Source organism: Neobacillus sp. D3-1R, from assembly GCF_052180215.1.
Taxonomy (GTDB): Bacteria; Bacillota; Bacilli; order Bacillales; family Cytobacillaceae; genus Pseudoneobacillus.
Genome location: NZ_CP197471.1, coordinates 4,382,211 through 4,409,071, shown reverse-complemented (window position 1 = coordinate 4,409,071; position 26,861 = coordinate 4,382,211). Strand labels below are relative to the sequence as shown.

Here is a 26,861-nt window from a genome sequence, read left to right as displayed (position 1 = left end):
TGTATCATAGTAAGTCTTATATGGATAATAGTTGTTAATAGATGTAAAATATGGTTTGGAAATCCAAAAAATATTGGAACGGAAGGTTTTTTAGATGATTAAGATAAAGAGATTAAGTGAATGTACGTTATTAGAAGCGACGCAAGCTTGGAACGAAGCATTTTCAAATTATAGCCTTAACATGGAAATTACCGTTGAACAGTTAACAAACATGTTGGGAAAGAAGGAATTATCACCTTCCTTATCCATTGTTGCGTTTATCGATGATAAACCAGTTGGATTTGTCTTTAATGCGGTAAAAGTAATTGACGGGGTAAAAACAGCTTGGGACGGTGGAACAGGCGTTTCCCCACATCATCAAGGATTAGGAATTGGGAAAGTATTGATGGAAGCAACATTAGACATCTACAAGAAATCTTCAGTTGAAATGGCAACACTCGAAGTTCTGACCAATAATGTCCCAGCGATCAAGTTATATGAAAGATTTGGTTATAAAAAGGAGAATACAACCTGGACATTTACTAATGAAAACTTGAAGCTTGCTAATATAGTAGAGGAACAATTTTCTAACTATACATTAAAGCTAGGATATGTTTCAGATGTAAAAGCTCTATCCTTTTATAACAACGATGTTACTTGGGAATCAAGGCCAGAGAATATTTTTAACGGATATTCTCTCATCGTTTATGACAAAAAAGGAAATCCATTAGGCTATGCCTTATTTAAAAGATTCCCAGGGGAAAGAGGAGAATCTAATGTATTGTTATTTCAATGTGAAACGGATGTAAACATCGATCATATAGAGCAGGAATTAATAATAAATTTAATCTTATCAAATGTTTTTCAGCAAAATGGTCAGCCTGGAAGAACAGGAGATTTTATAAGTGGCAATAAACTAGTCTATGACTTGCTTAAGCAAAAGGGGTTTTCGATTACGGCTGAAAGGTATTTAATGAACAAACCATTTTAACTAACAGTGTAGGAATAAAAAGGTAAAGAAATACTAATTGGCTAAGGACTAGTTTGTGTGAAATGAGGTTAGTGATTAAGATGCTCGATAAAATAACAGAAAATGAGATGGGAAATGAAAGAGAAATAGACCAGTATCTAGAACGAATCAAAATGACTGGGGAGATAAAACCAGACTTTAATTCATTACAAAAAATTCAAGAACATCATATTCTAGCGGTTCCATTTGAGAATATCGACATTGCGAATAATAAACCAATCATACTAGATATTGAAACATTGTTTGAAAAGATTGTGAGAAGTAAACGCGGTGGATATTGCTATGAGTTAAATGGGTTATTAGCATGGTTTCTAGATAATGTAGGTTTCACTTCAACTATACTATCCGGTAAAGTTAGTCGAGATAACGGAACCTTTGGCCCTGAATTCGATCATATGCTTATTCTAGTCGAACTCGAAAAGAAGTATATTGTCGATGTGGGATTTGGTAATTTTGCTCGAAGCCCTTTGCCGTTATCAGGTGAAGTGGTAACAGATATAAGTGGAATGTACCGTATAGCGTCTAATCAAAGTTCGGATGTTTACTATTTTCAGAAAATAATAGCTGGTCAATGGGTTTCTGGGTATGAATTTACACTAGAGCCTCGACAAATGCAGGACTTTAACGAAATGAATGTCTATCAACAAACATCCGTCAATTCACATTTTACTCAAAACCTAATTGTTTCTATTGCCACAGCTGAAGGGAGATTGACCATTTCAGGTAATTCATTTATAGAAACAAATAAATTTGGTAAAAAACGAAAGCAGATAGAGACCAACGATGAGCGAAACAGTCTGTTAAAATGTTATTTTGGAATGGATATGTATTAACTGAGGGTAAAAATTAACTTAAAAAGGAATAGAAGCTAAGTGAAAAATTCTTTAATCTATGCTGCAGCCATAATGAATGCGAGTATTATAGGGTTATCTTTTTTATTTACAAAACTGGCTTTAGAATCAACATCTCCAGCAGATACACTGGGCTATCGCTTTTTATTAGCTTGGATTGCCTTAAGTCTCTACATGTTCATGTTTAAAAGGGGAAAAAGGATTGTTATAAAGTGGAATAAAAAAACGATTCTCGCATTAGGTGCATTAGCCCTTTTTAACCCTACTCTTTTTTTTGGTTTTCAAGCAATTGGTTTAGAACATGCTAGTTCGGTAGAGTGCGGGATTATTATTGCGCTATCGCCTGCTCTCACAGCCGGGCTTTCCGTTCTATTTCTTAAGGAAAGAGTGAATAAAATTCAAGTTATGTTCATGTCCCTCTCGATTTTAGGTGTCATATATATATCTTGGATGAATGGGTTTGAACTTGAGGCAACAACAACCAAATGGATAGGGATTTTATTCCTATTCATATCTTGTTTATCTATTTCCAGCTATTCAGTGTTATCCAGACACTTATCAGGGATTTTTACACCTGTGCAATTAACATACATAATGGTTACATTTGGAGCTTTGTTTTTTAATGGCTTTTCGATATTCAAGAAGGTAGTGGAGGGGGATATTTTAGGCTATGTCCTCTTATTTAAAAATATAGATTTTCTCCTCTCGATTTTATTTCTTGGAGTCTTATCCACCTGGATTTCATCATTACTATCTAATTATGTTCTATCAAAGTTATCAGCTACCAAAGTTAGTATTTTCTCTAATCTTTCCACTGTTATCTCAATCATTGCAGGAGCTATTTTCCTTAAGGAAGAAGTGCATCTGTATCATCTAATTGGTTCGATGATGATTATCCTTGGAGTATTAGGGATGAATTGGTATAAGGCAAAGTCAGACGAGAAGAATAGGTCGGAACTGGAGCTAGTAAAAGGGGCTTAATATATCATCATTTTTAAGAGAAGTTAAGAACTTTAAAAGTATCTCATTTAAATGTGTTATGGTAATAGTAAATAAAAAAATGTGGTTATTTAATAATGGATTAAGCCAAAAATAGGAGTTTGTTAGAAACTTTCTTATTTTTGGCTTTTTAAATTTAATAGTTAGTCATTTGTAACTTGTAGAAGTTTTCCCAGTCTTGTGCCTCAGGTATAAAAACTTGATCTGTTAATTGAATTTGAGTATTTTCGAAACCTTTTCCACCTAATACAAATTTCAAATGAGGATTTTCTTGTAGGCATTTTTTTACCCAGTTCATTATATTTTCAATCGAATTTGAATTCGTGGTAGATATAGCAATGACGGAAATATTTTTCCTTTTTATTATTTCCGTTAAACCTTTATAGGGTGTGTTCGCACCTAAATAAATGACTTCGTTTCCTTTTTTTCGAAGAAATAAGCTAAAGAGCATGAGTCCTATGTGATGAAGTTCTGCTTCGGGACAAAATGCCAATACTTTTGGGAGATGATCATGTAAAGGCAATACTCTTAAAAAATTTGTGAACCGATGCATAATTAACTCAGATGTGAAGTGTTCCTCGGCAACCCCGATAGACCCAGCCTCCCATTCATCTCCAATCCGAACAAGTACAGGGGCTAATATGTGAAGAAATACATCTTCAATAGCATGCAAGGAAAATGCCAAATCAATGATTTCGTTAGCTTGAACAAAATCTAATTCTATTAATCTTCGATAGAGTGTATCTTGAAGTTCCTCATAGTTTCCAATAACCTTGGTTCTATGTTCATATTGTTTTTCAGTGAGATTATTTTGAGTTTTTACTCTTAACAATCGTACAGCTTCACTGATTTTTATACCTCTTTCTTCCATTTGTTTTTTTAACCATTTTAGTGTGTTGATGTCATCTTGACTATATAAACGGTGACCCCCATCGCTTCTTTGCGGAGAAATGATATGATATCTATTTTCCCAAGCACGAATGGTAACGTTAGGGATATCTACCAATTCGGAAACTTTTTTTATAGTGTACAAATCTCTTTCCTCCCCTCCAAAAACATTCTACATAAGTTATACAAAAAAGACTAGAGATTTCGAGTGATAAAAGAAATAAAGGTTTTATCCTTGTGATTTTTGTATAATTTCCCTATAATTATAGTACATTAGTTATACAAAAATTATACATAAAAATTTAAATATAGGGAGCTACTTTATGAGCGTCGATTATATGAATATAAGTACTCAAGTATTGGATCATCATTCTGTTTTAGCAGCTTTAGAGTCTAATTTGGCCATGATAGAATTTAATAAAAATAGGGAAGTTATTTGGGTTAATGAGATTTTTGCAAAAACGATGGGATATCATGTTGCTGAAATGAAAGGGATGGACCATAAACAATTTTGCACGCAAGATTTTAAAAATAGCAAACACTACAATGATCTCTGGGATAATCTTCGTCAAGGAAAGAAGTTTCAAGAAAAAATCCAAAGGATAGACAAGACAGGAAATCTTCTTTGGCTTGAAGCTACTTATATTCCCATTCTAAATCAAGAAGGTACTGTCGAGGCCATTCTTAAAATCGCAACAGATATTACCGAACGTGAAAATAGAACAGTAGAAATCATTTCGCAATTAAAAGATATGCCCGTTGAATTAGCTACGGTAGTTGTTGAAAATTCAAATGAAACGATACAAGCTGTTCAAGCACTAAAGAAACAGACTGATTTAATCAGCGATGTTTCTAAAACGATACGCAATATTTCCTCTCAAACAAATATGGTAGCATTAAATGCTGCTATAGAAGCTGCACGTGTAGGAGAGCAAGGAAGAGGTTTTAAAGTTGTCGCTGATGAAGTACGAAAATTAGCAAGTAACGTAGATGATGCTATCAAAAATGTAAACTCAAATGTAGAAAACATTACTAGAGAAGTAGGAAAAGTTAGTGGGAAGACCGAAGATTTACAAAAAATAGTCTTAGAAACTCAAAGTAAATTTAAGGAGACTATTGAAGAATTTGAAGGTGCATTAAATAGTTGATTAACTTATAAAAGAATTCAATGAAATTGACTTAAAGTGGAGCGCCCTTTCAGCTTCACTTTTTTTGTTGTATGAAATAGACCATAAGAGCAAGAATGAGGACGAATTGGAGGTCGATTGCTTGTTAAAATGGGTGCAATAACTTTTAGGTGAAACTAAAAATGAACAAGATGTAGAAATGTAATAAGGTGCATTCTATAAAGGCTTGTATTAAGCTAAAAGAATGAGACCAGGAAGATAGAAGGTGGCTATTGGATGATGGATATCAATCTAACATTTGAAGAGATGTGGGAGAAGATTATCGCATGTGACCGTAAATATGATGGATTATTTTTTACAGCTGTTAAAACAACTAAGATATATTGCCGTCCTTCCTGTAAATCAAGAAAGCCCAAAAAAATGAATGTAGAATTCTATCGTGACATGAAGGAAGTTGAAATTGCTGGTTATCGTCCTTGCAAAAGATGTCAGCCGGAAGTCGAGCAATCTCCGCATATGGCGATTGTCAGGAATATTATTACGTTCCTAGTCAATCATTATAAACAAAATTTGAAATTAAAAGATATAGCCGATCAAGTCGGATTAAGCCCTTTTTATTTAGAACGTTTATTTAAACAAGAAACCTCTGAAACTCCGCGTTCCTATTTAGAAAAAATACGTATCGATAAAGCAGCCTATCTTCTTAAAGCCACAAACCTGACGAATCTTGAGATTTGCTATGAAGTGGGGTTCCAGAGCTCTTCCAATTTTTATAAAGTATTTCGAAGCATAAAAAACTGTTCTCCTAGTGAATATCGAAAGGAACTCGCAGATGAATTGGATTGATCACGAATCTTATATAGAGATTTATCCTCCAAAGGAATTTAATTTTGAAGAGTGTTTAATTTTTTTAGGTAGGTCAGATCAGGAAGTGACTCATCAAGTTAAAAAGGGAATTTTATATAAACTAATAAAAGTGAACGAGTCATTGATACTATGTAAAATTAAATTCGTCAATCATTACCTGCATGTTGAATTCCTAATAAGCCCTACATCTGTTTACTCAAGGAAAAAAGTAGCGGAGTATATTTGGGAATGGTTTGATTTAGATCAGGATTTAAAGGAATTTTATCAATTGGCAAGTCAAGATAAAATTTTAAAGGAAATTGCTTGTAAATATGATGGTTTACGGATTATGTGCATACCGGATTTATTTGAAGCGCTAGTATGGGCGATTATGGGACAGCAAATTAATTTAACCTTTGCTTACACATTAAAGAAACGCTTTGTCGAACAATTTGGAGAAAGTCTCATTTTCGAAGGAGAAACATTTTGGTTATTTCCCTCATTTGAAAAAGTAGCTTCATTAAGTGTAGATGATTTGAGGAAACTTCAATTTACTAGTAGGAAAGCGGAATATATAATGGATATTGCAAAAGCAATGGCAAATGGTGAATTAACAAAAGAGCTTTTGCTTCAGAAAAAAGATCATCAACAAATACATAAAACATTAATGATGAGAAGAGGTATCGGAGCATGGACGGCAGATTATGTAATGATGAAATGCCTACACTATACCTCCTCCTTCCCAATAGCGGATGTCGGACTTCATAATGCTATAAAAAATCTATTAGGACTTGAGAAGAAACCGACTATTAAAGAAATACAAGAATATGCAGCTGGTTGGGATGGCTGGCAGGCGTATGCTACCTTTTATCTTTGGAGGTCTTTATATGACTAAAATATATCAATTAGACTATGAATCACCAATTGGCATCATAGAAATAACCGGAACGCATGAAGCGATCCGATCTATTTTGTTTTCTGAAGAGAGTCAAAAGGCGAATGCTTTAAATGCTGACACTCCTTCGGTTTTAGCAGAATGCTATAACCAACTTGGTGAATATTTTAAAGGAAATCGACATGAATTTACCTTCCCGTATGAATTCGAAGGGACTGACTTTCAAAAAACAGTATGGGGTGCTTTAAAAGAAATTCCCTACGCGGAAACGGGGTCCTATAAGGATATTGCGGTTGCTATTAGGAATGAAAAGGCCATCAGAGCTGTTGGGAGTGCAAATGGAAAAAACAAGCTAAGCATTGTCATACCTTGTCATAGAATTATCGGTTCCAATGGGAAATTAACCGGTTATGCAGGAGGTCTATGGAGAAAAGAATGGCTGCTTCAACATGAGAAATCTTGCAAAAGGTAACTTAAAGCTTTTCTATAAAAGCTGTTTTCGTATAGATTGTTGTTTTCGTAAAAATCCCTAAAGCCGGATTTTTACAGGCACTCTTAATAAGTGCTCAGCTCTTTTCTTTATTTTCATATGAGTTTAATACCCTATATTGTCAAATGCCTATTTATTAGTTAGAAAAAGCAACAAAGTTTCAGAAAAGAGCCTTATAAAAAAGGATACAAGGAAATAAATCATAAAAGGGGCTTCCCAAAGGTCGGTTACCTGACTTTTGGGAAGCCCCTTTTGTTAAATTATATAGATTTAGTACTTTCACGAATAACAAGGTGGTGCAGGACATTGATATGAGGGGCGATATACTCCAGTTCATTTTTACATAGCTTGATTAAATTTCGTGTAGCTGTCATCCCAATTTCAACGGCAGAGTATTCGATGGTTGATAGAGTGGGGCGAACCAGTTTGGAAAGTCCAATTCCATCAAATCCAAATACCGAAATATCTTCTGGAATTTGGTATCCATGGTCCATCAGATAATTAGTGGCACCAATCGCAATGGAGTCAGTCGAACAAAAAACAGCAGACGGTTGAACATCATTCGCCAGGAGCTCCGCCATTGCTTGACTTCCACCCTCAAGTGTTAAGTCACTTTCTACTACCCAATTTTCCTCTACGGTGATTCCTGCATCGTTCATTGCCTTCAAATAACCTTGAAATCGGTCTTCTCTAATCGTTTGTCCATGCGTTCCGCGAATCATGGCAATTTGTCTATGACCATTTTGTATGAGGTAGGTGACGGCCTCGTAAGAAGCTGTTATATTGTCCACATGAACCGATGGAATGGATGGAATAGATGAAATCTGACCTACGAGAACAACAGGGGTAAGATTTTTTTTGATGATTTCTATATGTTCTTCATCCCATTCCTGTCCCATAAAAATCATACCTTGGACAGATAATTTATTACTAAATAAATCAATATAATGAAGTTCGTTTTCGGTTGTGCCATCCGTTAATCCCATGACGGTATCAAAGCCATATAATTTGCATACTTTATTGATTCCAACAATTAAATCATCCAGAACAGTATTACTGTATTGAGGACAAATGACACCTATCAATTGCTGAGATTGTTGAAGAGTCAGATGTTGAGCGACAAAAGGAAGGTAATTGGTTTCTTTTAAAACATTCAGTACCCGTTTACGTATGTCTTCATTAACAGGCTTACTATTGTTTATAACCCTAGAGACCGTTGATGTTGAGACACCTGCTCGAGTAGCAATCTCCTTTAACGTGATTTTCAAGCCGACCACAACCTTATTTTAGGATAATTTTTTATATAAAAATCATTTTTAGTTGTTTATAGATTTAAGATTAATAGATAAAGTATGGGAAATGTTAGAAATTTTTCAATTGACCTAGGAAATATAATGTCATATAATCTGCATATAGGCAAGAAAATTTCCTAAATAGGAAAAAAGTTCTTATAAAAGGGGGAAAACTTAATGAGCAATTTTATGAAAACGCTTAAAAAAGCAGCAGTGCTTGGTATGACTGGCGCTTTAGCTTTTTCGTTAGCTGCATGTTCAGGCTCAACGGAAAAAACTTCAGAATCAAAAGACAAAGATTCAAAGGATTCAAATTCACCAGTAAGCATCATTCTTACAAATGGTAAAGGTGAAATTGACGCTCAGTTCAAAGAAGCAGCACAAGCATTTATGGACGCTAACCCTGATATTAAAGTGGAAGTAAATTCATCTGCAGTTGGGGATACACTAAATGTTTTTGATAAATTAACTGCTTCAGGTAAAGTTGTTACATTGGCTATGTTTGAACCATATGCAGCTTTACATAAATACAAAGATGTTGCAGCAGACCTTTCAGGTGAAAAATGGAATGATGAAACAACATCTGCACTAAAAAACTCAGATGGCCAAGTAATTGGTTTCCCATTTGCAGTTGAAGGTATGGGTTTAGTTTATAACCAAAAGGTTCTTGATAACGCAGTAGGTGGAACATTTGACCCATTCACAATTAATACACGTGATAAATTAGTAGAATTATTAGATAAGGTAAAAGCATCTGGTGTTGAATTCCCTGTAGCTTATCAAACAGAAGCATGGTCTATGGGAAATCACTTCAGTTCACTATTCTTAAACCAATCTGATGATCCTTCTTCTATTTTACCTCAGATTGCATCTGGTGAATTTGACCTTACAAGTAATGATACTTGGAATGGATACTATGATACTTTAGAACTATTAACTTCTAAAAAATATAACAAGTTCGGCGAACGCCCTATCGGCCAATATTATGACGCTGCTCACGTAGCTGTTGGTAAAGGTGAATCTGCTTTCTTATTTAATGGTAACTGGGCTTATGATTCCCTTCAGGCTGTTGCTGGTGATACATTCGGATTTATGCCAGTTCCTGTAGATAACAATGCGGATAATCCACTAAACAACAAAATTGCTGCTGGTCCAACTCAAGTATTTGTTGTGAATAAGAAAGCTTCTGATGCAGAGCAAGCTGCTGCAAAGAAATTCCTTGATTGGTTAGTATATGATGCTGCAGGTCAAGACTTTGTTGTGAATAAAGCACAAATTATTTCAGCTTTCAAAAACAATCCAAATACAGTAACAAATCCACTTGGTGTTGCAATTAGTAATGCAATCGGTAAAGATCAAACAATGCCATTCAGCACTGACTTTATCAATGCTGGGGATTGGTCTACTATGATTGGTCCAGATGTTCAAAAGTATATTGCTGGAGAACAAAGCAGAGAAGATTTAGCGAAAGTATTTGTAAATTACTACAAAGAACATCAAGAATAATTTTATAAAACCACTAAAGTGGGCGAGTAGTAGGATATCTCGCCCACTTGTTTTAATTTTAGAAAGGGTGTGAAATAAATGACACAACGGAAAAGAAGCCTGGCAAATTTCGGGAACTCTCTATTATTCCTAGGACCTACTACACTATTTTTTGCCATCACGGTTCTAATCCCTTTCATTTTTGGAGTTTATATAACACTAAATAAAATGGCAACTCCAGTTGATCCGATGGAATTTTCGGGACTATATAATTACTTGAATGCATTTAAAGATAAGGAATTTTGGGAGTCACTTTGGCTAACACTTAAATTTGTGGTTGCAACCGTCGTATTTGTTAATTTAGTAGGATTTGGTTTAGCTTACTTAGTCACTTCCGGTATTCGCATTCAAAACTCCATGAGAACAGCCTATTTCACTCCTAACTTAATCGGAGGATTAGTTCTCGGTTATATTTGGCAATTTATTTTCGTACAATCTTTACCCTCAATTGGATCAAAGCTAGGTATTAAGTTTTTAGAACTTGGCTGGCTGGGAGACCCCAAAATGGCTTTTTGGTCACTTGTTATTGTCACAATCTGGCAAACATCTGGTTATATGATGATTATCTTTATTGCTGGATTGGTGAGTATTCCAAAGGATCTTATTGAAGCGGCTAAAATAGATGGTGCTAGTCCTTTTCGAAGACTCATTAGTGTGACTATTCCTCTAATGATTCCTTCTTTTGTCGTAACGATTTTCTTGTCTTTAAAGAACGCCTTTATGGTATATGACTTAAACTTTTCTTTAACAAAAGGTGGACCTTTCGATAGTACGAAAATGGTCTCCATGCATGTCGTGAATAAGGCATTTATTGAATCGAATTACGGAACAGGGCAAGCAGAGGGGATTATTCTCTTTATTATCGTTGCTGTTGTGACTGGAATTCAGGTGTACTCAAGTAAGAAAATGGAGGTTGAGGCATAATGACTAAAACCAGAGTGGTGTCTTCTACCTTACTATATATTGTTTCTATTATTGCGTTTGTTTGTTTTGTTTTTCCTTTTGCTTTGCTTATTATTAACTCCTTCAAGACAAATGGGGAGATATTAACCAGTCCATTTTCATTACCAACAACTTGGAATTTTGCCCATTTTGCAGAAGTCATTGAAAAAATGAACTTTGTGGTAACCTTTAAAAATACATTTGTTATCACTACTTTAAGTACGCTATTTATTGTGATCTTTTCTGCAATGGCTGCCTATCATATGGTTAGAAAACCAACGAAGTATAACAAAATATTTTTTACTATTTTAGTAGCTTCTATGGTTATTCCGTTTCAAACATTGATGATTCCACTTATGTATATTTATGGTGCAAAGCTTCATTTCATTGATATGATGCCGATTCCTTTATTAATTTTCTTTTATATCGGCTTCGGAAGTGCTCTATCGATATTTATTTTCCACGGGTTTATCAAATCGATTCCAATGGAAATTGAGGAAGCTGCTAGAATTGATGGCTGTAATACGATTCAAACCTTTTTTATCATTGTTTTTCCAATGCTTAGACCGATTACGGTTACAGTGGCCATTCTTAATGTTCTATGGATTTGGAATGACTACTTACTTCCATCATTAGTGTTAAATAATGAAACGGTCTATACAATGCCGGTTATGATGAAAGTGTTCAACGGTACGTATATGAATAACTGGGAGTTGCTGATTCCTGCGATTCTCTTAACTGTTATTCCGATTTTGATTATGTATATTATTGGTCAACGATCTATCATTAATGGAGTCATGCAAGGATCTATTAAATAATATTGACAATAATAAATTAGAGGAATCCTTTATAGGATTAGTAGTTTCATTTCGGTGATAAGAAATAAGACACAAAGTAGAAGACCAAATCGCATACTGATTTGGTCTTTTCTTCATCCTAATAATCAATAATGACTAATAAATGATTTGTCATACGAAATTTTTAATTAAGAATTGTTTAAACTAATTGGAACAGTCTACTTGCGCAGGGAATTTTTGAGTAATGGAGAGAGGGTTGCTAAAATGAGAGAAGAACTTTTATTAGAAAGACTTAATCAGATTGGTAAAAGTTTAGAAAAAACTGGAGATGCCTTGCTTTTACTAGGGCTCGGTTCAGTTGGAGATGAGATTGGACGTCTAGATGAATATTCGGATTTGGACTTTTTTGTTATCGTAAAGCCTAGCTTGAAAAAAAGATTTATTGATCAATTAGATTGGCTTGAGACGATTCATCCTTTAGCTTATTCATTTAGAAATACAAAGGATGGTTATAAGATTTTATTTGAAGATGGAATATATGGTGAATTTGCAGTATTCGAAGAAGAGGAGATGGGAGATATTCTTTTTTCTCCTGGACGGATTGTATGGAAAGATCCTTCCTTTCATAATCTAGAAATTATATCACCTTTAAGAAAAGCCCCATCGATACGCCAGGAGTCCCTAGACTTTGCTATAAACGAAGCTTTGACTAATTTATATGTAGGGCTTTGCAGGTATGCTAGAGGCGAAAAGTTATCTGGTATGAAGTTTATTGAAAACTACGCGTTAGATAATATCCTATCCGTGCTTCATTTAATTGAAAAGGAAGTAGAATATTACCCAGATATTTTTGGTAATGAAAGACGCGTGGAAAAAAGGTTTCCCGAATTTGCAGCAAAGATGGGTGATATGTTGCAAGGATATCAGCAAGTTCCAGAATCTGCTCTTAAAGTTTTAGCGTATTTGGAAGAAGTTTATCCTGTTAACCAAAATATGTGTAAGGAAATTAGACGATTAGCCGTTATTTGTAATCAGTTGAATGAACAGGAATACTAAATTTGATGAGTTATAAAAAACAGAACGCTTGGATAGATCCAAGCGTTCTTGTATGATATTTGAACTGTTATCGGTGATATAAACGTTTTAAAATGTTTCATGTGAAACTTTTTTGCTAGATTACTTAGAAGTTTAATGCTACTTCCTTAATGGTATTTTTAAATCTTCTCCAACTTCAAGAATACATTCTTGGCGGTCTTTAACGGGACCAAAGACCATTACATATTGCCCGAGTGGCGCTGGAATTTCATTTTTACTAAAAATAGGCTCTACTTTTTCCCCGGCTGATTTTAAAAACACACCAGTTTTAGTAGGGTCAACAGAATAACCAAAGCCTTTTTTAAACTTCCTTGCATTAAGAAGTTGGCTTTCCACTTTACTCATAACATCGTATTGCTTTCCATCTTCATCAGTATAAGGGCCTGTATCCGTTCCAGTTACGACAACCCTTGTTTCAAGCTCTGAAAATTCTACTTCATGAATGGTGTATGTTTCATTTTGGAAAGTGAATTCCTTATTTAATTGGATCATTTCTCTTTCTGAAATTGCAGACTTGTCGAGTGTAAATGCTAGTGGCCAGATGGTCTCAAGCTCTTTTCCTTTTCCTTTTTTATCGTATATGGTTATATTTTTAATTTCTAATTGAATATTTTTCCCCTCAAGGTCTTTTAGTGATTCAAAGGATAAGGCTTCAGCGACTTTATTTTCTTTGCTATCATAATATCTGCTTCCCCAACCAACATTTTTAAGTTTTTTCTTTTGAGCATTTTCATCAATTAGGTTGATGGAACTATCGCCTTCAAAGATATCTAAATAATAATTTTCTAAATCTGTCTTATTGCTTTGGAAGGTTAAGAGGAGTTTCGTTTCTTTATCATCTGTCATGATGTTTTGAAAAAAGACAGTAATATCATGTTCTTGATCATAATAGGTTTGGTTAATAAACTGACCGTGACCTAGATCAATAGCGGCTTTTAAACCTGAATCATCTATATGATCACTGGAAAAGATTTTGTCGTACATTTGTTGAATAGTCGCCAAAGCCGGTGTGAAAGTTAAAGTTGAAATGGAAAGTAAACAAACCGCTGCCGCAACGGCTAATCTTTTATAAATCGTTTTCTTTTTGTTAGGCCCCTTGCGATTCATTATTAACAGTTTTTCTTGATTTCCTCGTTTTTCCGCTGCCTTTATTTTACTTTGTATATCAACCCAGACATCTGGGACTTGTTTTTCAATAGCTTTATTTAGATGTTTTTGTGTTTTTTCTTTTTCCATCTGATTTCCTCCTTAGTCTAATGCTTTGCGAAGTTTTTTCATGGCAGCATTATACTTCCAAAGAACTGTACCCAACGGCATTTCCGTGATTTTAGCAATTTCTCGATGCTTTAGACCTGAGATATCCTTTAAAATGACGATTTGCCTTTCCTCTGTATTCAACAATTCCAAGTATTTTGATAAGACCATTTTGTCGATAGGGTCCTCCGATAAATAATGGATTTGTTCAAAATAGTTTTGATCAAATCCGGTTAATTCCCGATTTTTTTTTCGATAAAGGTCTAATGCTGTGTTTCTTGATACACGAATGAGCCATGCCTTAACATTTTTAATTTCATGATTCTTCAGCTGCTGATAAAGTTTAATATAAACTTCTTGAAGCACGTCTTCAGATAGTTCAAAGTCTCTTAGAATGGAAAGTGCTATCGCAAATACATGTTTCTTATGTTGATCAAATAAAATCTTAAATTCAGCAAGGCTTTCATCATATTGTTCTGATTGGTGTAAAATAGGTTGAGCCATTTTTTTCCTCCCTTCACCTAATAGACGTTTGAATGTTTCTTTTTATTGGAAAAAAGATTAATTTTTTAAATGAATTTCCACTATTTTACCATGCAACCAATTTATATTAATATAGTTAATCAGGTTGACAGATTGATGGGCGTGTTGTAGCCTTATAAATATAATTTAATAGAAACCTCACTTTTTAATAGGTGAGGTAGAGGCGCGATATTTAACAGTCTTTAGTGGAGTTTGAGAAGCTTTGATGCTAAGGAGAAGGAAATGTCGCCGAAGTGAGTAATATTCTCCGTATTACTTGCTGGGTCTGCAGTTAAGAGCTGCAGGACTGTCTCAGTAAACTTTCCTGGTTTATCTGAGTTGTGCTATCTCATTTGAGAAAAGAGAGGAATTTAGGGCAACTATGCATAGTGCGACCTGAGTTTATCTCAGGTCGTTTTTTGTTGTAAAAAAAGCTCAAAAAAATAGGGGGAGAATGAACATGAGAAAGAAAGCATCATTATTTTTAGTATTAATCCTGTCCGCTATGATTCTATTAGCTGGATGTGGGACAAGCAGTCAATCCACTTCTGGGTCAGAAGGAGAAGATACATTTAAGGTAGGTCTTGAAGCTGGATATGCGCCATTTAACTGGACTCAGAAGGATGATTCCAATGGCGGTGTAAAAATAGATGGAGCGGCTGAATACGCTGGTGGTTATGATGTGGAGATTGCTAAAAAAATTGCCGATGGGTTAGGCAAAAAACTAGTGATTGTGAAAACCGAATGGGATGGTCTAGTACCAGCATTAACATCTGGAAAAATTGATGCCATTATTGCAGGGATGTCACCAACAGCAGAACGTAAAGAAACCATTGACTTCTCAGATAACTATTATAAGTCTAATCTAGTGATGGTTGTTAAAAAGGGTGGAAAGTTTGAAAATGCGACATCTATCCAAGATTTCAAAGGTGCAAAGGTAACGGCTCAATTAAATACATTCCACTACTCTGTGATTGATCAAATTGAAGGTGTATCTAAACAGACAGCAATGGATAACTTCCCAGCAATGCGAGTAGCACTTCAATCAGGAATGATTGATGGTTATGTATCAGAGCGTCCGGAAGCAGTTAGTGCCGCATCAGCAAATGAAAACTTCGCAATGGTTGAATTTGAAGATGGATTTAAAACATCAGAGGATGATACAGCTATCGCTGTTGGACTTGAAAAAGGAAGTAAATTAACAGAAAAAATGAATGAAATCTTAAAGGGTATCTCTGAGGAAGAACGTACTCAAATTATGGATACGGCTATCAAGAACCAACCTGCAGCAGAATAATGTTCGAGCAAACCGGCTGTATTCAATTATACAGTCGGTTTTATGATAATGAGGAAAAGGGGGAAGGAAAGATGAGCTTTGAGTGGGTCGTAAAGATTGTATTGGAAAACTGGCCAATGTTCCTACGCGGTGCTGGTATGACACTCTTTATAGCGCTGATTGGGACCATATTTGGGGCAATCATTGGATTATTGGCTGGAGTTATTCGTACGATTCCTGTTCCTGAACGTGGAGCAAAAAAAGTTATTCTTAAAATTATTAATATCATTCTTTCTATTTATATAGAGTTCTTCCGTGGAACACCTATGATTGTTCAGGCGATGGTTATTTATTATGGTTCTGCTTTAGCTTTCAATATCAATATGAATGTTATAGTTGCGGCCCTAATTGTTGTATCGATTAATACGGGGGCTTACATGGCGGAATATGTTCGCGGTGGGATTGTTTCCATTGATAAAGGACAATATGAAGCTGCCCAAGCCATCGGGATGAACCATATTCAAACGATGTTAAATGTGGTATTACCACAAGTAATTCGAAATATTTTACCGGCTACCGGAAATCAATTTGTCATTAATATTAAAGATACATCTGTCCTAAATGTTATTTCAGTATCAGAATTGTACTTCTTAACAAAGTCAGTTGCAGGTAATAATTTTAGATATTTTGAATCCTTCTTTGTGGCTTGTGTGATTTATTTTGTCATGACGTTTATCGTAACGAGAATTTTACTTTATGTAGAGAAAAAATTAGAAGGTCCTGATAATTACACGATGATTGGAAATGAAACGCCATTAGAAGCAACAGGTACAAGAAACTAATTAAAAGCGGAAGGAGGAGCATATATGGAAAAAGTCATTGAAGTTCAGCATCTAAACAAATCTTTTGGAACTAATGAAGTGTTAAAGGACATTGATTTTACTGTTAACAAAGGAGAAGTTGTGAGTATTATTGGTTCCTCAGGTTCCGGAAAATCTACTCTTCTGCGTTGTATCAATCTTTTAGAAAAGCCAAGCGGTGGCCAGATTATTTATCATGGAGAAAATATATTAGATGACAAGCATGATCTATTTGCTTACCGTAGACATTTAGGAATGGTATTCCAACAGTTTAATTTATTTAACAATCATAATGTCTTGAATAATTGTGTAGTAGGTCAAACCAAAGTATTAAAAAGATCTAGAGATGAAGCAGAAAAAGTGGCAATGAAATACTTGAAAGTCGTTGGTCTGGATAAATACGTCAACGCAAAACCTAAACAATTATCTGGCGGTCAAAAACAACGTGTAGCTATTGCTAGGGCGCTATCGATGGAACCAGATGTCATGTTATTTGATGAACCTACCTCTGCGTTAGATCCTGAAATGGTCGGAGAAGTGCTAAAAGTTATGAAGGAGTTGGCTGAATCTGGGCTAACCATGCTAATCGTAACGCATGAAATGGAGTTTGCAAGAGAAGTGTCAGATCGTATCGTCTTTATGGACAAAGGGGTTATTGCTGAAGAAGGAAATCCAGAAGAAATCTTCAATAATCCTAAACATGAACGTACAAGGGAATTTTTAAAACGCACATTAAGATAATCCTAGGGAAGTCTAAAGTGAAAATGAACAGCTATTGATTCATTTTTACTTTAGACTTTTTTTCGTTTCTTTAAAATGAAAAACACTGCAAACTCTTTTGCAGTGTTTATATATATAGACCGTTACTAGTCTAATTTAAGATGGTTACGTTTAATTTTTTGACCCCAAAGCGAATGGCTGCTTTTTTTGAAGGGATAAAAATATCAATTCTTTTTCCTTTGATGGCTCCACCAATATCACCCGCAATGGCGGGACCGTATCCTTCCACATAAACTTTGCTTCCTAATGGTATAACCTTAGGGTCAACGGCAATAACCTTTTTGTGTGGGTTTGCTTTTATGTTAATTCCGGTTTTGGTAATACCGGAACATCCTTTACATGAAGCTGTATAGGCTGTCGCAGTTACCGTTATTTTCTTTTGTTTTGTCTTTTTTGGAGCAGGAGTTTTTGCGGTAGTAGGCTTATCCTTTTTAGCTTTTACAATAGGACTTTTCGCTTTCGCTGTTGACTTATTTGTCACCTGTGGAGTAGCCTTCGTTGACGCTTTCGTCTGTTTTTTCGATGAAGTTAAAAGGATATCTCCTGGGTGAATAAGGTCGGTATTTAGTTGATTCAACTTCTGAAAGTTTTCTACTGAAGTATTATGTACTTGTGAAAGACTCCAAAGCGTATCTCCTTTTTTTACTGTAATCGTAGCAGCTTGTACATTAGCACTTACAGTTCCTGAGAGTACAGCAACTGCTATCAATGATTTAATGGTCTTAAGCATTCTTTTACCCTCCATGTTCTTTGGTTGCTAATTTTCAACTATCGTAACATGGATTTTTCTGAAACAAAGAACAGGGAGATGTTAAATCGGTTACATCTATGGCATTTATATTGCGATAATATTTCTTGGAAAATGAGTTTTTGAATATATTCAATGGCTTCCCAGCTATAAACCTTAGCATGTAACTATTAATCTTAGTTTTAGAATATTACAGGAATGTTACCTAATATCGTCTGGTTGTCTATTTTTTACAGACATACCATAAATTTTATAGTTTAAAATAATGAAAAAAGCTTGTCCTTATAGGAAAAAGGCCACCTATTTGTAAAAGGTGGCCTTAAATTGAAATATAAAGTAATTAAAAGGAATTTATAGCTGTTTATTGTTTAGGATATCTCCAAGCAAAGTCAAATTCTAGATTAATAACACCATTTACTTCAATAAAATTGACTAAACCATATTCTTTAGTCAAAAATTGATTTCCCTCAATGGCTCTTCCTATAAGCTCCATGCTCATTTGAAGGTCTTTAATCACGAGAGTATCGCCATTTATCGATACTTCATAAGATTCTTTCCCATTGCTAAAAGTCCCTACCCAGTTATTCCAATCCTCTGGATTAGGTGTATAGGTCAACTTAAATTCAGGACATGCTTTACTGTTTACCACAATACAATTGATCGTTTGCCCATTAATAGGTGCAGGAAAACCGATGGTGAAAACGGTATTCCCTTGTTCATCCTTTGCTAGATAGGTATCTTTGTTGAAAGGACTTAATTCGTATTGGGTGTGATTATGATTCATTACAACTTTCTCGGAAGTGATATGGATATCAAACAGCCCGTAATAACTGTGCAGATAAGTACCCTCATACGAGGACAAATCCATTTTTTCATCAGATAACCTATTCTCTGGCGTATTTCCTATATGACTATCCTCTTTTAAAAGCTCATCAATGATTTCATATCCAGCTTGGAAGATATTTTCGCCATTTGCTAAGGCAATTACCGCAATACCCTTTTCAGGGACAAGGATAAATTGGCTTGAATACTGATTACTATACTGTCCATAATGCCAATATCGATCGATTCCATCCTTTGTTTCCTTGAAAAAGTTAATTCCACATCCTGCATCTGTTAAGGTGTACCATCTAATTTGCTGAGTTCTCATCTCTTTTATAGAAGAAAAGTCGAGTATTTTTTCCTCAGAATAAACCCCGTTTTGCAAATGCATCAAAGCAAACGTACTAAGGTCCTCAATAGAGGAGAAAGCATAATAAGAAGGATAATTCCCACTGTTATCATAGAACTGGTGCGAAATAGACAAATCACCATTAGGACTCTTATCATGCGGCAAGGCTAATGGATACGTCATGGCCTTTAATGGGTCATACGTCGTTTGCGTCATCTCTAAAGGATCAAAAAGCATTTCCTGCATAAGTGTGGCGAACGGCTTTTTTGTGACTTGCTCAGCTACAAAGCCGGCAATATTTAAGGAATGATTACCATAGGAATAAGCCGTTCCTGGATGAAAAAGAATGGGAAGCGTTGGAACAACTTCTTTCATGTAATGATAAAGTCCTGCTTCTTTATAATCGGTGCTTACATTTTCCCCTGTTGGTAAACCGGAGGAATGGGTTAACAGCATACGAATCGTAATCCATTTAGATAGTTCAGGATTAGCTGTAGTAAACCAGGGAACATAATATTGTACAGGTTTATCTAGCTCAATTAAGCCCTTTTCAACAAGCATCATCATAAGTGTTCCAGTAAAAAGTTTACTTACGGATGCGATTCGAAATAATGTATTGGGACGAATAGGAGAACCCCAATTTTCTATATTTGTTTTTCCATAACCTTCAGATAAGATCACTTCATTGTTTTTAATCACCGCCACGGCTGCCCCGGGGATGTTATTGGTTTTCATCGACTCATCGATCATTCGATGGATATTTTTAATCAACTCTGACATTTCGGTATACTCCTTTTTATCTACTTTTGCGCAAACTATTAATAATTCAACATTTGATAAAGATATTCCTCCTTATCTAATCAAAGCTAATAGATAAAGACATGAATTCTATTAGAAAAAAATGTTTACACTAATCTCAAGTACGTTTGACTCCATTATAGTTAATCGCGTAACAAACTAATGATTATAGGAGGGAAAATAAATGCCAGAAAAACCTGTCATTACGTCATCTGAAATCGGGACGCTTTGGATAACCTATCAACAAAAAACGATGATTTTACAGATGTTAGAATATTTTATTGATAAAGCGGATGATGAAGAGGCAAAAAAGATTATGAAAAGTTTACATGAAGATGTTATTTCATTCATAGTTAGAATCAAAGATATTTTTCAGAAAGAAGGCGCGGTTATCCCTGTTGGGTTTACGGCAAATGATGTCAATGTAGGGGTTCCAAAACTTTATGAAAATGGTTTCGATATCATGTTTGTTCGGATGATAAAAGAAATAAGTATGGCCATGCATACCTTAAATTTAACGATGTCTTACCGAGAAGATATTATTATGTTATATCGAGAATTAACGACTATGACTCAAAAGTATTATGATCAATGTACAAAATACTTAATTGAAAAAGGTCTAATGGCTAGACCACCTTATACTTCCATGCCTAAATCAGTAGAGTTTATAAGAGATATTAGCTATTTAAGTGGACTAAATCCATTTAGTGAAAAACGACCATTAAATACGGTTGAAGTTGCTCATATTTATCATGGAATCGAATCCAATGTGACGGGAATGCAAATGATCTTTGGATTTGCTCAATGTGCCCAGCAGGAAGAAGTACAGAAATTTTTTATAAAAGGAGGAGAGTTGGCGAAGAGCATTATAAAAGAAATGAGTGAAGTACTATTAAAAAGTGATATTCAAGTGCCGAGTACCTCAGGGGGAAATATCACAAAATCAATGGCAGCTCCTTTTTCTGATAAAATGATGATGTATTGTGTGAGTCTTTTCTGCAGTTTCTCGTTAGGTGGCAATTCCCTTGGGACTGCCTTTAGTTTTAGAAATGATTTACCAATCAAAATGACAAGCTTTATGAAGGACATTTTTGATTATGCACATTATGGAGCCAAAATGATGATTAAAAATGGTTGGATGGAAGAGCCGCCGCAAATGAATAAACAAAGTGATTAAAGCTATTACAAAGGATAATGGAGCATTTGTGTAAAATCATTTACCACAGGTGCTTTTCTTTTTTTAACAGGAAATTAAGTATTTAGGTTGTCTAAATAAAATGCCTCTAAACATTTACTTACTAAAGGAAAATGGGTATATTAAACTTATTGTACATACTGTTTACTAGTGTTAAGAGGGGGATATTTTCATTGGATAATGAACTTCTATTAGGCTTATTGCAAATCATACTAATTAATATAGTGTTGAGTGGCGATAACGCTGTTGTCATTGCGCTTGCTTGCCGTAATTTGGATGTAAAATATCAAAAGAAAGCGATCTTTTTTGGAAGCTTTGGAGCTATTGCTCTACGGATCATTTTAACCTTTGTTGCCGTTTATTTATTAAAAATTCCTTTCTTAAATTTTATTGGCGGAGTCCTTCTTTTATGGATTGCCATTAAATTATTAAAGGGTGAAGATGAAGAAGACATCAAAGCCAGCTCTAATCTAATGGGGGCGATTAAAACCATTATCTTTGCTGACTTGATTATGAGCTTAGATAATGTAGTAGCCGTTGCCGGAGCAGCACATGGAAATATGTTACTGATCATAATCGGACTAGCTATTAGTATTCCATTAATTATTTGGGGAAGTCAGCTGTTAATGGCGATCATGGGCAGGTTCCCAATCATTGTTATTTTGGGAGCTGCACTACTGGGGTATACAGCGGGTGAAATGATGTTAAGTGATAAAGCAGTAGGTCATTTCCTTGAAGATATAAGTCCAGCATTGCATACGATACTTCCTATTCTTTTAGCTGCCTTTGTTGTGATTGTTGGTAAGTTTAGCGGAAATTCTAAAAGAATTCAGCATAATTAATGACAAATAGTCAGCCTTTGGTACATTTGATGTACCAAAGGCTTTTTTAATGCTTCCATCCAAATTATATAGTGGTAAAATATAGTAAAGAAGTACTAGGAGAGATTCTAATGCTCATTCAATATATTCCATTCTTTTTTTATACATTAGTCATTGCCATTATCGCTAACTATTTTAGATTTAAAGTTGGTGATACGCTCAATAAATGGATTCTTATGACTTCAAGTCTTGTGATAGTGGAAGTACATGGTTTTTTATTTGAGTCTATACATACAAGTTGGCTGAATTTATTGTTTATCGGTGTTTCAGTGCTATGCTTTAATATTTTAGGCGGCTTAATCAGTATTCCATTAGCTTGGATCTTTCTCTTGAATGGGAATGAGAGCGATTTCATTATATTGATAAGCTATTTTCTGTTTGCGATTGGTTTATATTTTATAATGGAATACATTAGGGAAATCAAAAACGAAAGTGAGTACAGGCTTACAAAACTACTTGAAAATTCCAAGCAACTAAACGTTTTTAAAGAAGTCAGTATCAATATGCAGGAAACCCTTCAATTAGAAAAGCTGTTAAAAACCATTCTAACCTCTGTAACGGCTGGACATGGATTAGGATTTAATAGAGCGATGATATTGCTTATTAATGAAGATGGAACGAAATTAAATGGAATTATGGGAACGGGCCCTATGACAGCAGAAGAGGGTTATGCCACTTGGGAGAGAATCACGAAAAAAAAGTATAAACTCAAGGATTTAATTGAAATAAAGGAAACGGAAAAATCCACAGATTTATTACTCAATGAACGAGTAAAGAAGCTAGAAATTCTACTAAATGAAAATCATTTTCTTTTTAAAGCATTAGAAAGTGGAACTCCCTATCATATAAAAAATATTGATCATCATGATGAAACGCTGATGCTCTTTGTAAGAGAATTCAATATGGATGAGCTAGCAATTTTTCCTTTAATGAATCAAGGTATAAAGGTTGGAGTTCTAATTATTGATAATCCCGTTAATAAAAAACCAATTACTGCAGACGGTATGGAAAGTGTTATACCTCTGGCCAACCAAGCTGCGATTGCTATTCATCATGCAAGCCTTTATTCAAAAATTGAGGAAATGGCGCTTAAAGATGGATTGACAGGACTATATAATCAGCGCGCTTTTCAAAATTCATTTGAAAAGTACTTTCTAAAAGAGAGTCATGCGCAGTTGTCCTTAATCCTTATTGATATAGACTCTTTTAAACACTTTAATGATACGAATGGGCATTTGTTAGGAAATCAAGTATTAATCCAGCTAGCTGATGTGATTAAACATTCACTATATCAAAAAGAAATAGCCTACCGTTTTGGCGGTGAGGAATTTGTCATTGTTTTACCAAATGCAAATTTAGAAGATGCTTCGATTTTAGCGGAACAAATACGTCAAAATGTAGAATCCACATCCTTCCCATGTGGAGAAAAACAACCGACAGGCCGCTTAACGATTAGTCTTGGTGTGGCTTCAACAAGGGAACTGGAATCTCTAACCGCTGATCATCTATTCGAAGCAGCAGATAGGGCGCTATACAAAGCAAAAGAAACGGGTAAAAATAAAGTTGTGACCTATGAGGGAGTATGGAACTTATGACTGAGTTCAGTATCATCATTTCTGCCATTATTTTCATAAGCGTCCTTTTACTTAGTAACAGGTATTTTTATTTTTTAGAATTAAAGGCATTCACGAATAGGGTATCACGTACCTTGGGATTAGATGTCTTACAATTAGACTATTCTTTTGAACAAATGGTTTATTTTATTTCCCTACCTAGTAACATACCCGTGATTAAAAAAGCAAAACAAGAAGATATTTTAATAAAGTGTGTGTATACTTCGCTCTTTTTTCCAAGATTATCGGGTATAAAAATACTGATAAAATCAAATGAAGAGAACAGAGTGGTCGCTTATTTACCGATTAAAGATTTTCGCCTGCCAACACTTGACCGAATACAAGAAGAAGGCAAAATAAATGAATCATCTTATCTTAAAATAAGTACTTATAAGTTAAGCCATTCTACAACTTTAAAAGAGATTTCAGAAGAAGTCTTTAAACAAATACATGGTAATCAGTAAAAAGTTAGAGGGTGTCCTATAATGGACACCCTCTATTTATGATCTTCCTTATTTTTCAATAAGTGCTTTATTTAGTTTTTTTAGAAGATGTCCAAAGCTTTCACATTCTTCTTCCGTCCAATCATCGAGCAATTCCGAAAATCGATCTATCCGTGCTTGTTTATATTCGACTAATTCCTGTATACCAAAGTCCGTAATGGTATAGAAAAAAGCTCTGCCATCTAAAGGGTCCGAAACCTTTTCTAAATAGCCTTTGTGCTCAAGAGATGAGGCTTGTCTACTAACAGTAGAAATATCTAAAGAAAATTCATCGGCTAAAGCTTTCACACCAGATGAACCTTTTGTATATAAGTGGTGAAGTAATAGATAGGCGGAGCGATCTAGTTTGCCAATTTTCTTAACAGAAGAAATAGACGTGACTCGGCGTACAAAGACAGCCATTTCAAGCTCGATCATTTCTAATAACTGTTTATTCATAGTTAACCACCTCAGGTTGTTCTTCTAAATTATGATATCGTATCACTAATTTTTGTCAAATCTGATTGACATTTTGGAATTTAATTGTATTATACAATTAAGTAGTTGTATGATACAATCAGTTGGTCAACTTGATGAAATTTAGACACAATATAGATATAACTCTAGTCCCGGGGGATGAAAATGATGCAAGCTCATGAAATAATGAATACCCAAGTGATCAAAGTAAAGGAACAGGATACTGTTCGTTCTGTCATTGAAAAATTTATTGAGCACAGAATCAGCGGGCTTCCAGTCGTTAACGACAGAAATGAAATCGTTGGTTATATCAGTGACGGGGATATTTTACGTTATATCGGCAAGCATGAGGATCGTGTCGTTGACGCCTTTTACTATACGTTTGTCATTAATGGCGATGATGATGATTTTGAGGAAAGGGCACGTAGACTCCTTGATATTAGTGTATTAAAAATCGCCAAAAGGAAAGTCTTTACCGTTCAATGGAACGAAGAAATGGAGAATATTGCGGCAAGTCTTGGAAAAAAACAAATTAAAAAACTACCTGTAGAACGTAATGGAGTCTTAGTTGGAATCATTAGCCGTGGGGATGTTATTAGAAATTCCTTTAAGACATTTCTCTAACAGTTAGATAGATTTAAAAAACAAAGGGGTAAAGGAGTAGTGAGAATGGCATCAACTTCAAAGTCTGTTTCAGCAACAGATCTAGCATCAATGGAAAAGGAAAAAACAAGCTTGCTCAGTCAGCCTAAAGCTGTTTGGGCAGTCTTTTTTGCATGTATCATCGCTTTTATGGGTATCGGTTTAGTAGATCCTATTTTACCAGCGATTGCTGAAAAATTACACGCTTCACACAGTGAGGTAACGCTTCTTTTTACAAGCTATAATGCGGTTATGGCAGTAGCGATGTTAATCACAGGGGTTATTTCCTCTAGATTAGGTATTAAATGGACCCTGCTTAGTGGGATTATCTTAATTGCCCTATTTGCGGGACTCGGGGGATTATCAAACGGTATTTGGACTCTCGTATCTCTGCGAGGCGGTTGGGGATTAGGGAATGCCTTGTTTGTTGCGACATCCTTAGCAGCGATTGTGTCTCTTTCCAATAGTGGAACTGCAAGAGCGATTATTTTATATGAAGCTGCCATCGGGCTAGGTATATCAGTGGGTCCTCTGTTGGGGGGCTGGCTAGGTGCCATGTCATGGAGAGGACCTTTTCTAGGCGTTGCTGCACTAATGGTTGTCGCTTTTATCGGCCTTTCCATCTTAATGCCAAGTACGGCAGGTAAAGGGGGAGCTAAGGCAAAAACGTCTTTACGCGATCCATTCCGTGCTTTAAAGCACCGTTCTTTATTGGTATTCGGTATTACAGCAGCACTATACAATTTTGGATTCTTCACTTTATTGGCTTACGCACCTTTTGTGATGGGGCTAGATGAGCACGGACTTGGCTTTGTATTCCTAGGATGGGGGATATTATTGGCGGTAACTTCCGTTTTCATGGCACCAAAAATGCAAAAATGGTTTGGTACGATTAAATCCATGAGTGCGATGTTAACTTTATTTGCTTTGCTTTTAGTTGTAATGGGTATCTGGACATCCACACAATGGGTAATCATCGTTGCGGTCATTCTTGCCGGTGCTTTATTAGGAAATAACAATACTCTTATTACCACAGCAGTAATGAATGCTGCACCTGTAGAACGCTCAACAGCATCAGCGGCGTATAGCTTCCTTCGTTTCATCGGAGGAGCCATTGCCCCTTATACTGCAGGAAAGCTTGCTGAAATTTATAATCCATCCGTACCATTTATTGTCGGAGCTGCATTTGTTCTTGTTTCCGTAATATTTATCGCAAGCAATTACAAGCATGTAAAGCATGTTGATTCCGTGGAATCATCACATTAATCTCAATAATTGTGACAAAGTCGGAAACATTTGTGAATTTGACGGATATCTCATCAAAAAGGACGGATATCTCTTCTTGAAAGTCGGATAACTCGGTGACAAAGTCGGAAACACTATATT

Annotated in this window: 27 protein-coding genes and 1 riboswitch; of the genes, 20 read left to right on the top strand and 7 right to left on the bottom strand. The window is 35.2% G+C overall.

Features of this window, described 5'->3' with window-relative positions; all coding sequences use genetic code 11:
- Positions 1-94: 94 nt before the first annotated feature.
- The 3 genes from ACSBPO_RS22145 to ACSBPO_RS22135 all read left to right on the top strand — a co-directional run bounded on the left by ACSBPO_RS22145 (position 95) and on the right by ACSBPO_RS22135 (position 2,841).
- Positions 95-970, top strand: a complete 876-nt coding sequence (locus ACSBPO_RS22145; protein WP_442597168.1) for a GNAT family N-acetyltransferase — start codon at positions 95-97, stop codon at positions 968-970.
- 80 nt (positions 971-1,050) lie between these two features.
- Positions 1,051-1,842: an arylamine N-acetyltransferase family protein gene (locus ACSBPO_RS22140; protein ID WP_442597166.1), complete on the top strand. Its 792-nt coding sequence runs from the start codon at positions 1,051-1,053 to the stop codon at positions 1,840-1,842.
- A 39-nt stretch (positions 1,843-1,881) separates the two neighbouring features.
- Positions 1,882-2,841, top strand: coding sequence for a DMT family transporter (locus ACSBPO_RS22135; protein WP_442597164.1), 960 nt, complete (start codon positions 1,882-1,884; stop codon positions 2,839-2,841).
- 154 nt (positions 2,842-2,995) lie between these two features.
- Here ACSBPO_RS22135 and ACSBPO_RS22130 read toward each other — a convergent pair whose 3' ends face one another.
- Positions 2,996-3,892 carry a MerR family transcriptional regulator gene (locus ACSBPO_RS22130; protein ID WP_442597162.1) on the bottom strand — a complete coding sequence of 299 codons (897 nt, stop codon included), beginning with the start codon at positions 3,890-3,892 and terminating at the stop codon, positions 2,996-2,998.
- A 178-nt stretch (positions 3,893-4,070) separates the two neighbouring features.
- On the opposite strand from ACSBPO_RS22130, the gene ACSBPO_RS22125 reads away from it, so the two are divergent.
- From ACSBPO_RS22125 to ACSBPO_RS22110, 4 genes are all read left to right on the top strand, one after another.
- Entirely contained in the window at positions 4,071-4,895 is an 825-nt protein-coding gene (locus ACSBPO_RS22125; RefSeq protein WP_442597160.1) for a methyl-accepting chemotaxis protein, read from the top strand.
- Between the two features lie 255 nt (positions 4,896-5,150).
- On the top strand, positions 5,151-5,720 hold the full coding sequence (locus ACSBPO_RS22120; RefSeq protein ID WP_442597158.1) for a bifunctional transcriptional activator/DNA repair enzyme AdaA: 570 nt from the start codon (positions 5,151-5,153) through the stop codon (positions 5,718-5,720).
- Positions 5,707-6,615: a DNA-3-methyladenine glycosylase family protein gene (locus tag ACSBPO_RS22115; RefSeq protein WP_442597156.1), complete on the top strand. Its 909-nt coding sequence runs from the start codon at positions 5,707-5,709 to the stop codon at positions 6,613-6,615. Before ACSBPO_RS22120 ends, ACSBPO_RS22115 begins: the two co-directional genes overlap by 14 nt.
- Positions 6,608-7,087, top strand: a complete 480-nt coding sequence (locus ACSBPO_RS22110) for a methylated-DNA--[protein]-cysteine S-methyltransferase (RefSeq protein WP_442597155.1) — start codon at positions 6,608-6,610, stop codon at positions 7,085-7,087. The genes ACSBPO_RS22115 and ACSBPO_RS22110 overlap by 8 nt, the downstream gene beginning before the upstream one ends.
- A gap of 278 nt (positions 7,088-7,365) precedes the next feature.
- Here the strand turns inward: ACSBPO_RS22110 and ACSBPO_RS22105 are convergent, their stop codons facing one another.
- Positions 7,366-8,373 (bottom strand): LacI family DNA-binding transcriptional regulator, encoded by a 1,008-nt coding sequence (locus ACSBPO_RS22105; RefSeq protein WP_442597153.1) that lies wholly within the window; start codon positions 8,371-8,373, stop codon positions 7,366-7,368.
- 201 nt (positions 8,374-8,574) lie between these two features.
- On the opposite strand from ACSBPO_RS22105, the gene ACSBPO_RS22100 reads away from it, so the two are divergent.
- The 4 genes from ACSBPO_RS22100 (at position 8,575) to ACSBPO_RS22085 (ending at position 12,737) form a co-directional block, all read left to right on the top strand.
- Positions 8,575-9,903 carry an ABC transporter substrate-binding protein gene (locus tag ACSBPO_RS22100; RefSeq protein ID WP_442597151.1) on the top strand — a complete coding sequence of 443 codons (1,329 nt, stop codon included), beginning with the start codon at positions 8,575-8,577 and terminating at the stop codon, positions 9,901-9,903.
- Between the two features lie 78 nt (positions 9,904-9,981).
- Positions 9,982-10,866 carry a carbohydrate ABC transporter permease gene (locus ACSBPO_RS22095; protein WP_442597149.1) on the top strand — a complete coding sequence of 295 codons (885 nt, stop codon included), beginning with the start codon at positions 9,982-9,984 and terminating at the stop codon, positions 10,864-10,866.
- The gene (locus ACSBPO_RS22090) at positions 10,866-11,702 is read left to right on the top strand and encodes a carbohydrate ABC transporter permease (RefSeq protein WP_442597147.1); all 837 of its coding nucleotides are present in this window, start codon (positions 10,866-10,868) and stop codon (positions 11,700-11,702) included. Before ACSBPO_RS22095 ends, ACSBPO_RS22090 begins: the two co-directional genes overlap by 1 nt.
- A gap of 243 nt (positions 11,703-11,945) precedes the next feature.
- Positions 11,946-12,737: a hypothetical protein gene (locus ACSBPO_RS22085; protein ID WP_442597145.1), complete on the top strand. Its 792-nt coding sequence runs from the start codon at positions 11,946-11,948 to the stop codon at positions 12,735-12,737.
- 138 nt (positions 12,738-12,875) lie between these two features.
- Here ACSBPO_RS22085 and ACSBPO_RS22080 read toward each other — a convergent pair whose 3' ends face one another.
- Both ACSBPO_RS22080 and ACSBPO_RS22075 read right to left on the bottom strand, forming a co-directional pair.
- Positions 12,876-14,012, bottom strand: a complete 1,137-nt coding sequence (locus tag ACSBPO_RS22080; protein WP_442597143.1) for a DUF4179 domain-containing protein — start codon at positions 14,010-14,012, stop codon at positions 12,876-12,878.
- 12 nt (positions 14,013-14,024) lie between these two features.
- A complete protein-coding gene (locus ACSBPO_RS22075; RefSeq protein ID WP_442597141.1) occupies positions 14,025-14,534 on the bottom strand; it encodes an RNA polymerase sigma factor in 510 nt (169 codons plus the stop codon).
- Positions 14,535-14,723: 189 nt separating this feature from the next.
- Positions 14,724-14,907: riboswitch (Lysine riboswitch) on the top strand.
- A gap of 105 nt (positions 14,908-15,012) precedes the next feature.
- Between ACSBPO_RS22075 and ACSBPO_RS22070 the strand changes: the two genes are divergently transcribed.
- The 3 genes from ACSBPO_RS22070 to ACSBPO_RS22060 all read left to right on the top strand — a co-directional run bounded on the left by ACSBPO_RS22070 (position 15,013) and on the right by ACSBPO_RS22060 (position 17,429).
- Positions 15,013-15,849, top strand: coding sequence for a transporter substrate-binding domain-containing protein (locus ACSBPO_RS22070; protein WP_442597139.1), 837 nt, complete (start codon positions 15,013-15,015; stop codon positions 15,847-15,849).
- Positions 15,850-15,920: 71 nt separating this feature from the next.
- Positions 15,921-16,670: an amino acid ABC transporter permease gene (locus ACSBPO_RS22065; RefSeq protein WP_442597137.1), complete on the top strand. Its 750-nt coding sequence runs from the start codon at positions 15,921-15,923 to the stop codon at positions 16,668-16,670.
- A 24-nt stretch (positions 16,671-16,694) separates the two neighbouring features.
- Entirely contained in the window at positions 16,695-17,429 is a 735-nt protein-coding gene (locus ACSBPO_RS22060) for an amino acid ABC transporter ATP-binding protein (protein ID WP_442597135.1), read from the top strand.
- Positions 17,430-17,559: 130 nt separating this feature from the next.
- On the opposite strand, the gene ACSBPO_RS22055 is transcribed toward ACSBPO_RS22060, so the two are convergent.
- Together ACSBPO_RS22055 and ACSBPO_RS22050 are read right to left on the bottom strand one after the other, a co-directional pair.
- A complete protein-coding gene (locus tag ACSBPO_RS22055) occupies positions 17,560-18,198 on the bottom strand; it encodes a 3D domain-containing protein (protein WP_442597133.1) in 639 nt (212 codons plus the stop codon).
- A 379-nt stretch (positions 18,199-18,577) separates the two neighbouring features.
- A complete protein-coding gene (locus ACSBPO_RS22050) occupies positions 18,578-20,167 on the bottom strand; it encodes a serine hydrolase domain-containing protein (RefSeq protein WP_442597131.1) in 1,590 nt (529 codons plus the stop codon).
- 202 nt (positions 20,168-20,369) lie between these two features.
- Here ACSBPO_RS22050 and ACSBPO_RS22045 point away from each other — a divergent pair, with 202 nt between their 5' ends.
- The 4 genes from ACSBPO_RS22045 (at position 20,370) to ACSBPO_RS22030 (ending at position 24,338) form a co-directional block, all read left to right on the top strand.
- The gene (locus ACSBPO_RS22045; protein WP_442597129.1) at positions 20,370-21,362 is read left to right on the top strand and encodes a DUF3231 family protein; all 993 of its coding nucleotides are present in this window, start codon (positions 20,370-20,372) and stop codon (positions 21,360-21,362) included.
- 191 nt (positions 21,363-21,553) lie between these two features.
- The gene (locus ACSBPO_RS22040) at positions 21,554-22,222 is read left to right on the top strand and encodes a TerC family protein (RefSeq protein WP_442597127.1); all 669 of its coding nucleotides are present in this window, start codon (positions 21,554-21,556) and stop codon (positions 22,220-22,222) included.
- Positions 22,223-22,332: 110 nt separating this feature from the next.
- On the top strand, positions 22,333-23,856 hold the full coding sequence (locus ACSBPO_RS22035; protein WP_442597125.1) for a sensor domain-containing diguanylate cyclase: 1,524 nt from the start codon (positions 22,333-22,335) through the stop codon (positions 23,854-23,856).
- Entirely contained in the window at positions 23,853-24,338 is a 486-nt protein-coding gene (locus ACSBPO_RS22030; RefSeq protein WP_442597123.1) for a hypothetical protein, read from the top strand. The genes ACSBPO_RS22035 and ACSBPO_RS22030 overlap by 4 nt, the downstream gene beginning before the upstream one ends.
- A 48-nt stretch (positions 24,339-24,386) precedes the next feature.
- Here ACSBPO_RS22030 and ACSBPO_RS22025 read toward each other — a convergent pair whose 3' ends face one another.
- Positions 24,387-24,815: a MarR family winged helix-turn-helix transcriptional regulator gene (locus ACSBPO_RS22025; protein ID WP_442597122.1), complete on the bottom strand. Its 429-nt coding sequence runs from the start codon at positions 24,813-24,815 to the stop codon at positions 24,387-24,389.
- 186 nt (positions 24,816-25,001) lie between these two features.
- Here ACSBPO_RS22025 and ACSBPO_RS22020 point away from each other — a divergent pair, with 186 nt between their 5' ends.
- Both ACSBPO_RS22020 and ACSBPO_RS22015 read left to right on the top strand, forming a co-directional pair.
- Entirely contained in the window at positions 25,002-25,457 is a 456-nt protein-coding gene (locus ACSBPO_RS22020; RefSeq protein WP_442600427.1) for a CBS domain-containing protein, read from the top strand.
- A 45-nt stretch (positions 25,458-25,502) separates the two neighbouring features.
- On the top strand, positions 25,503-26,741 hold the full coding sequence (locus ACSBPO_RS22015; RefSeq protein ID WP_442597120.1) for an MFS transporter: 1,239 nt from the start codon (positions 25,503-25,505) through the stop codon (positions 26,739-26,741).
- Positions 26,742-26,861: the final 120 nt, after the last annotated feature.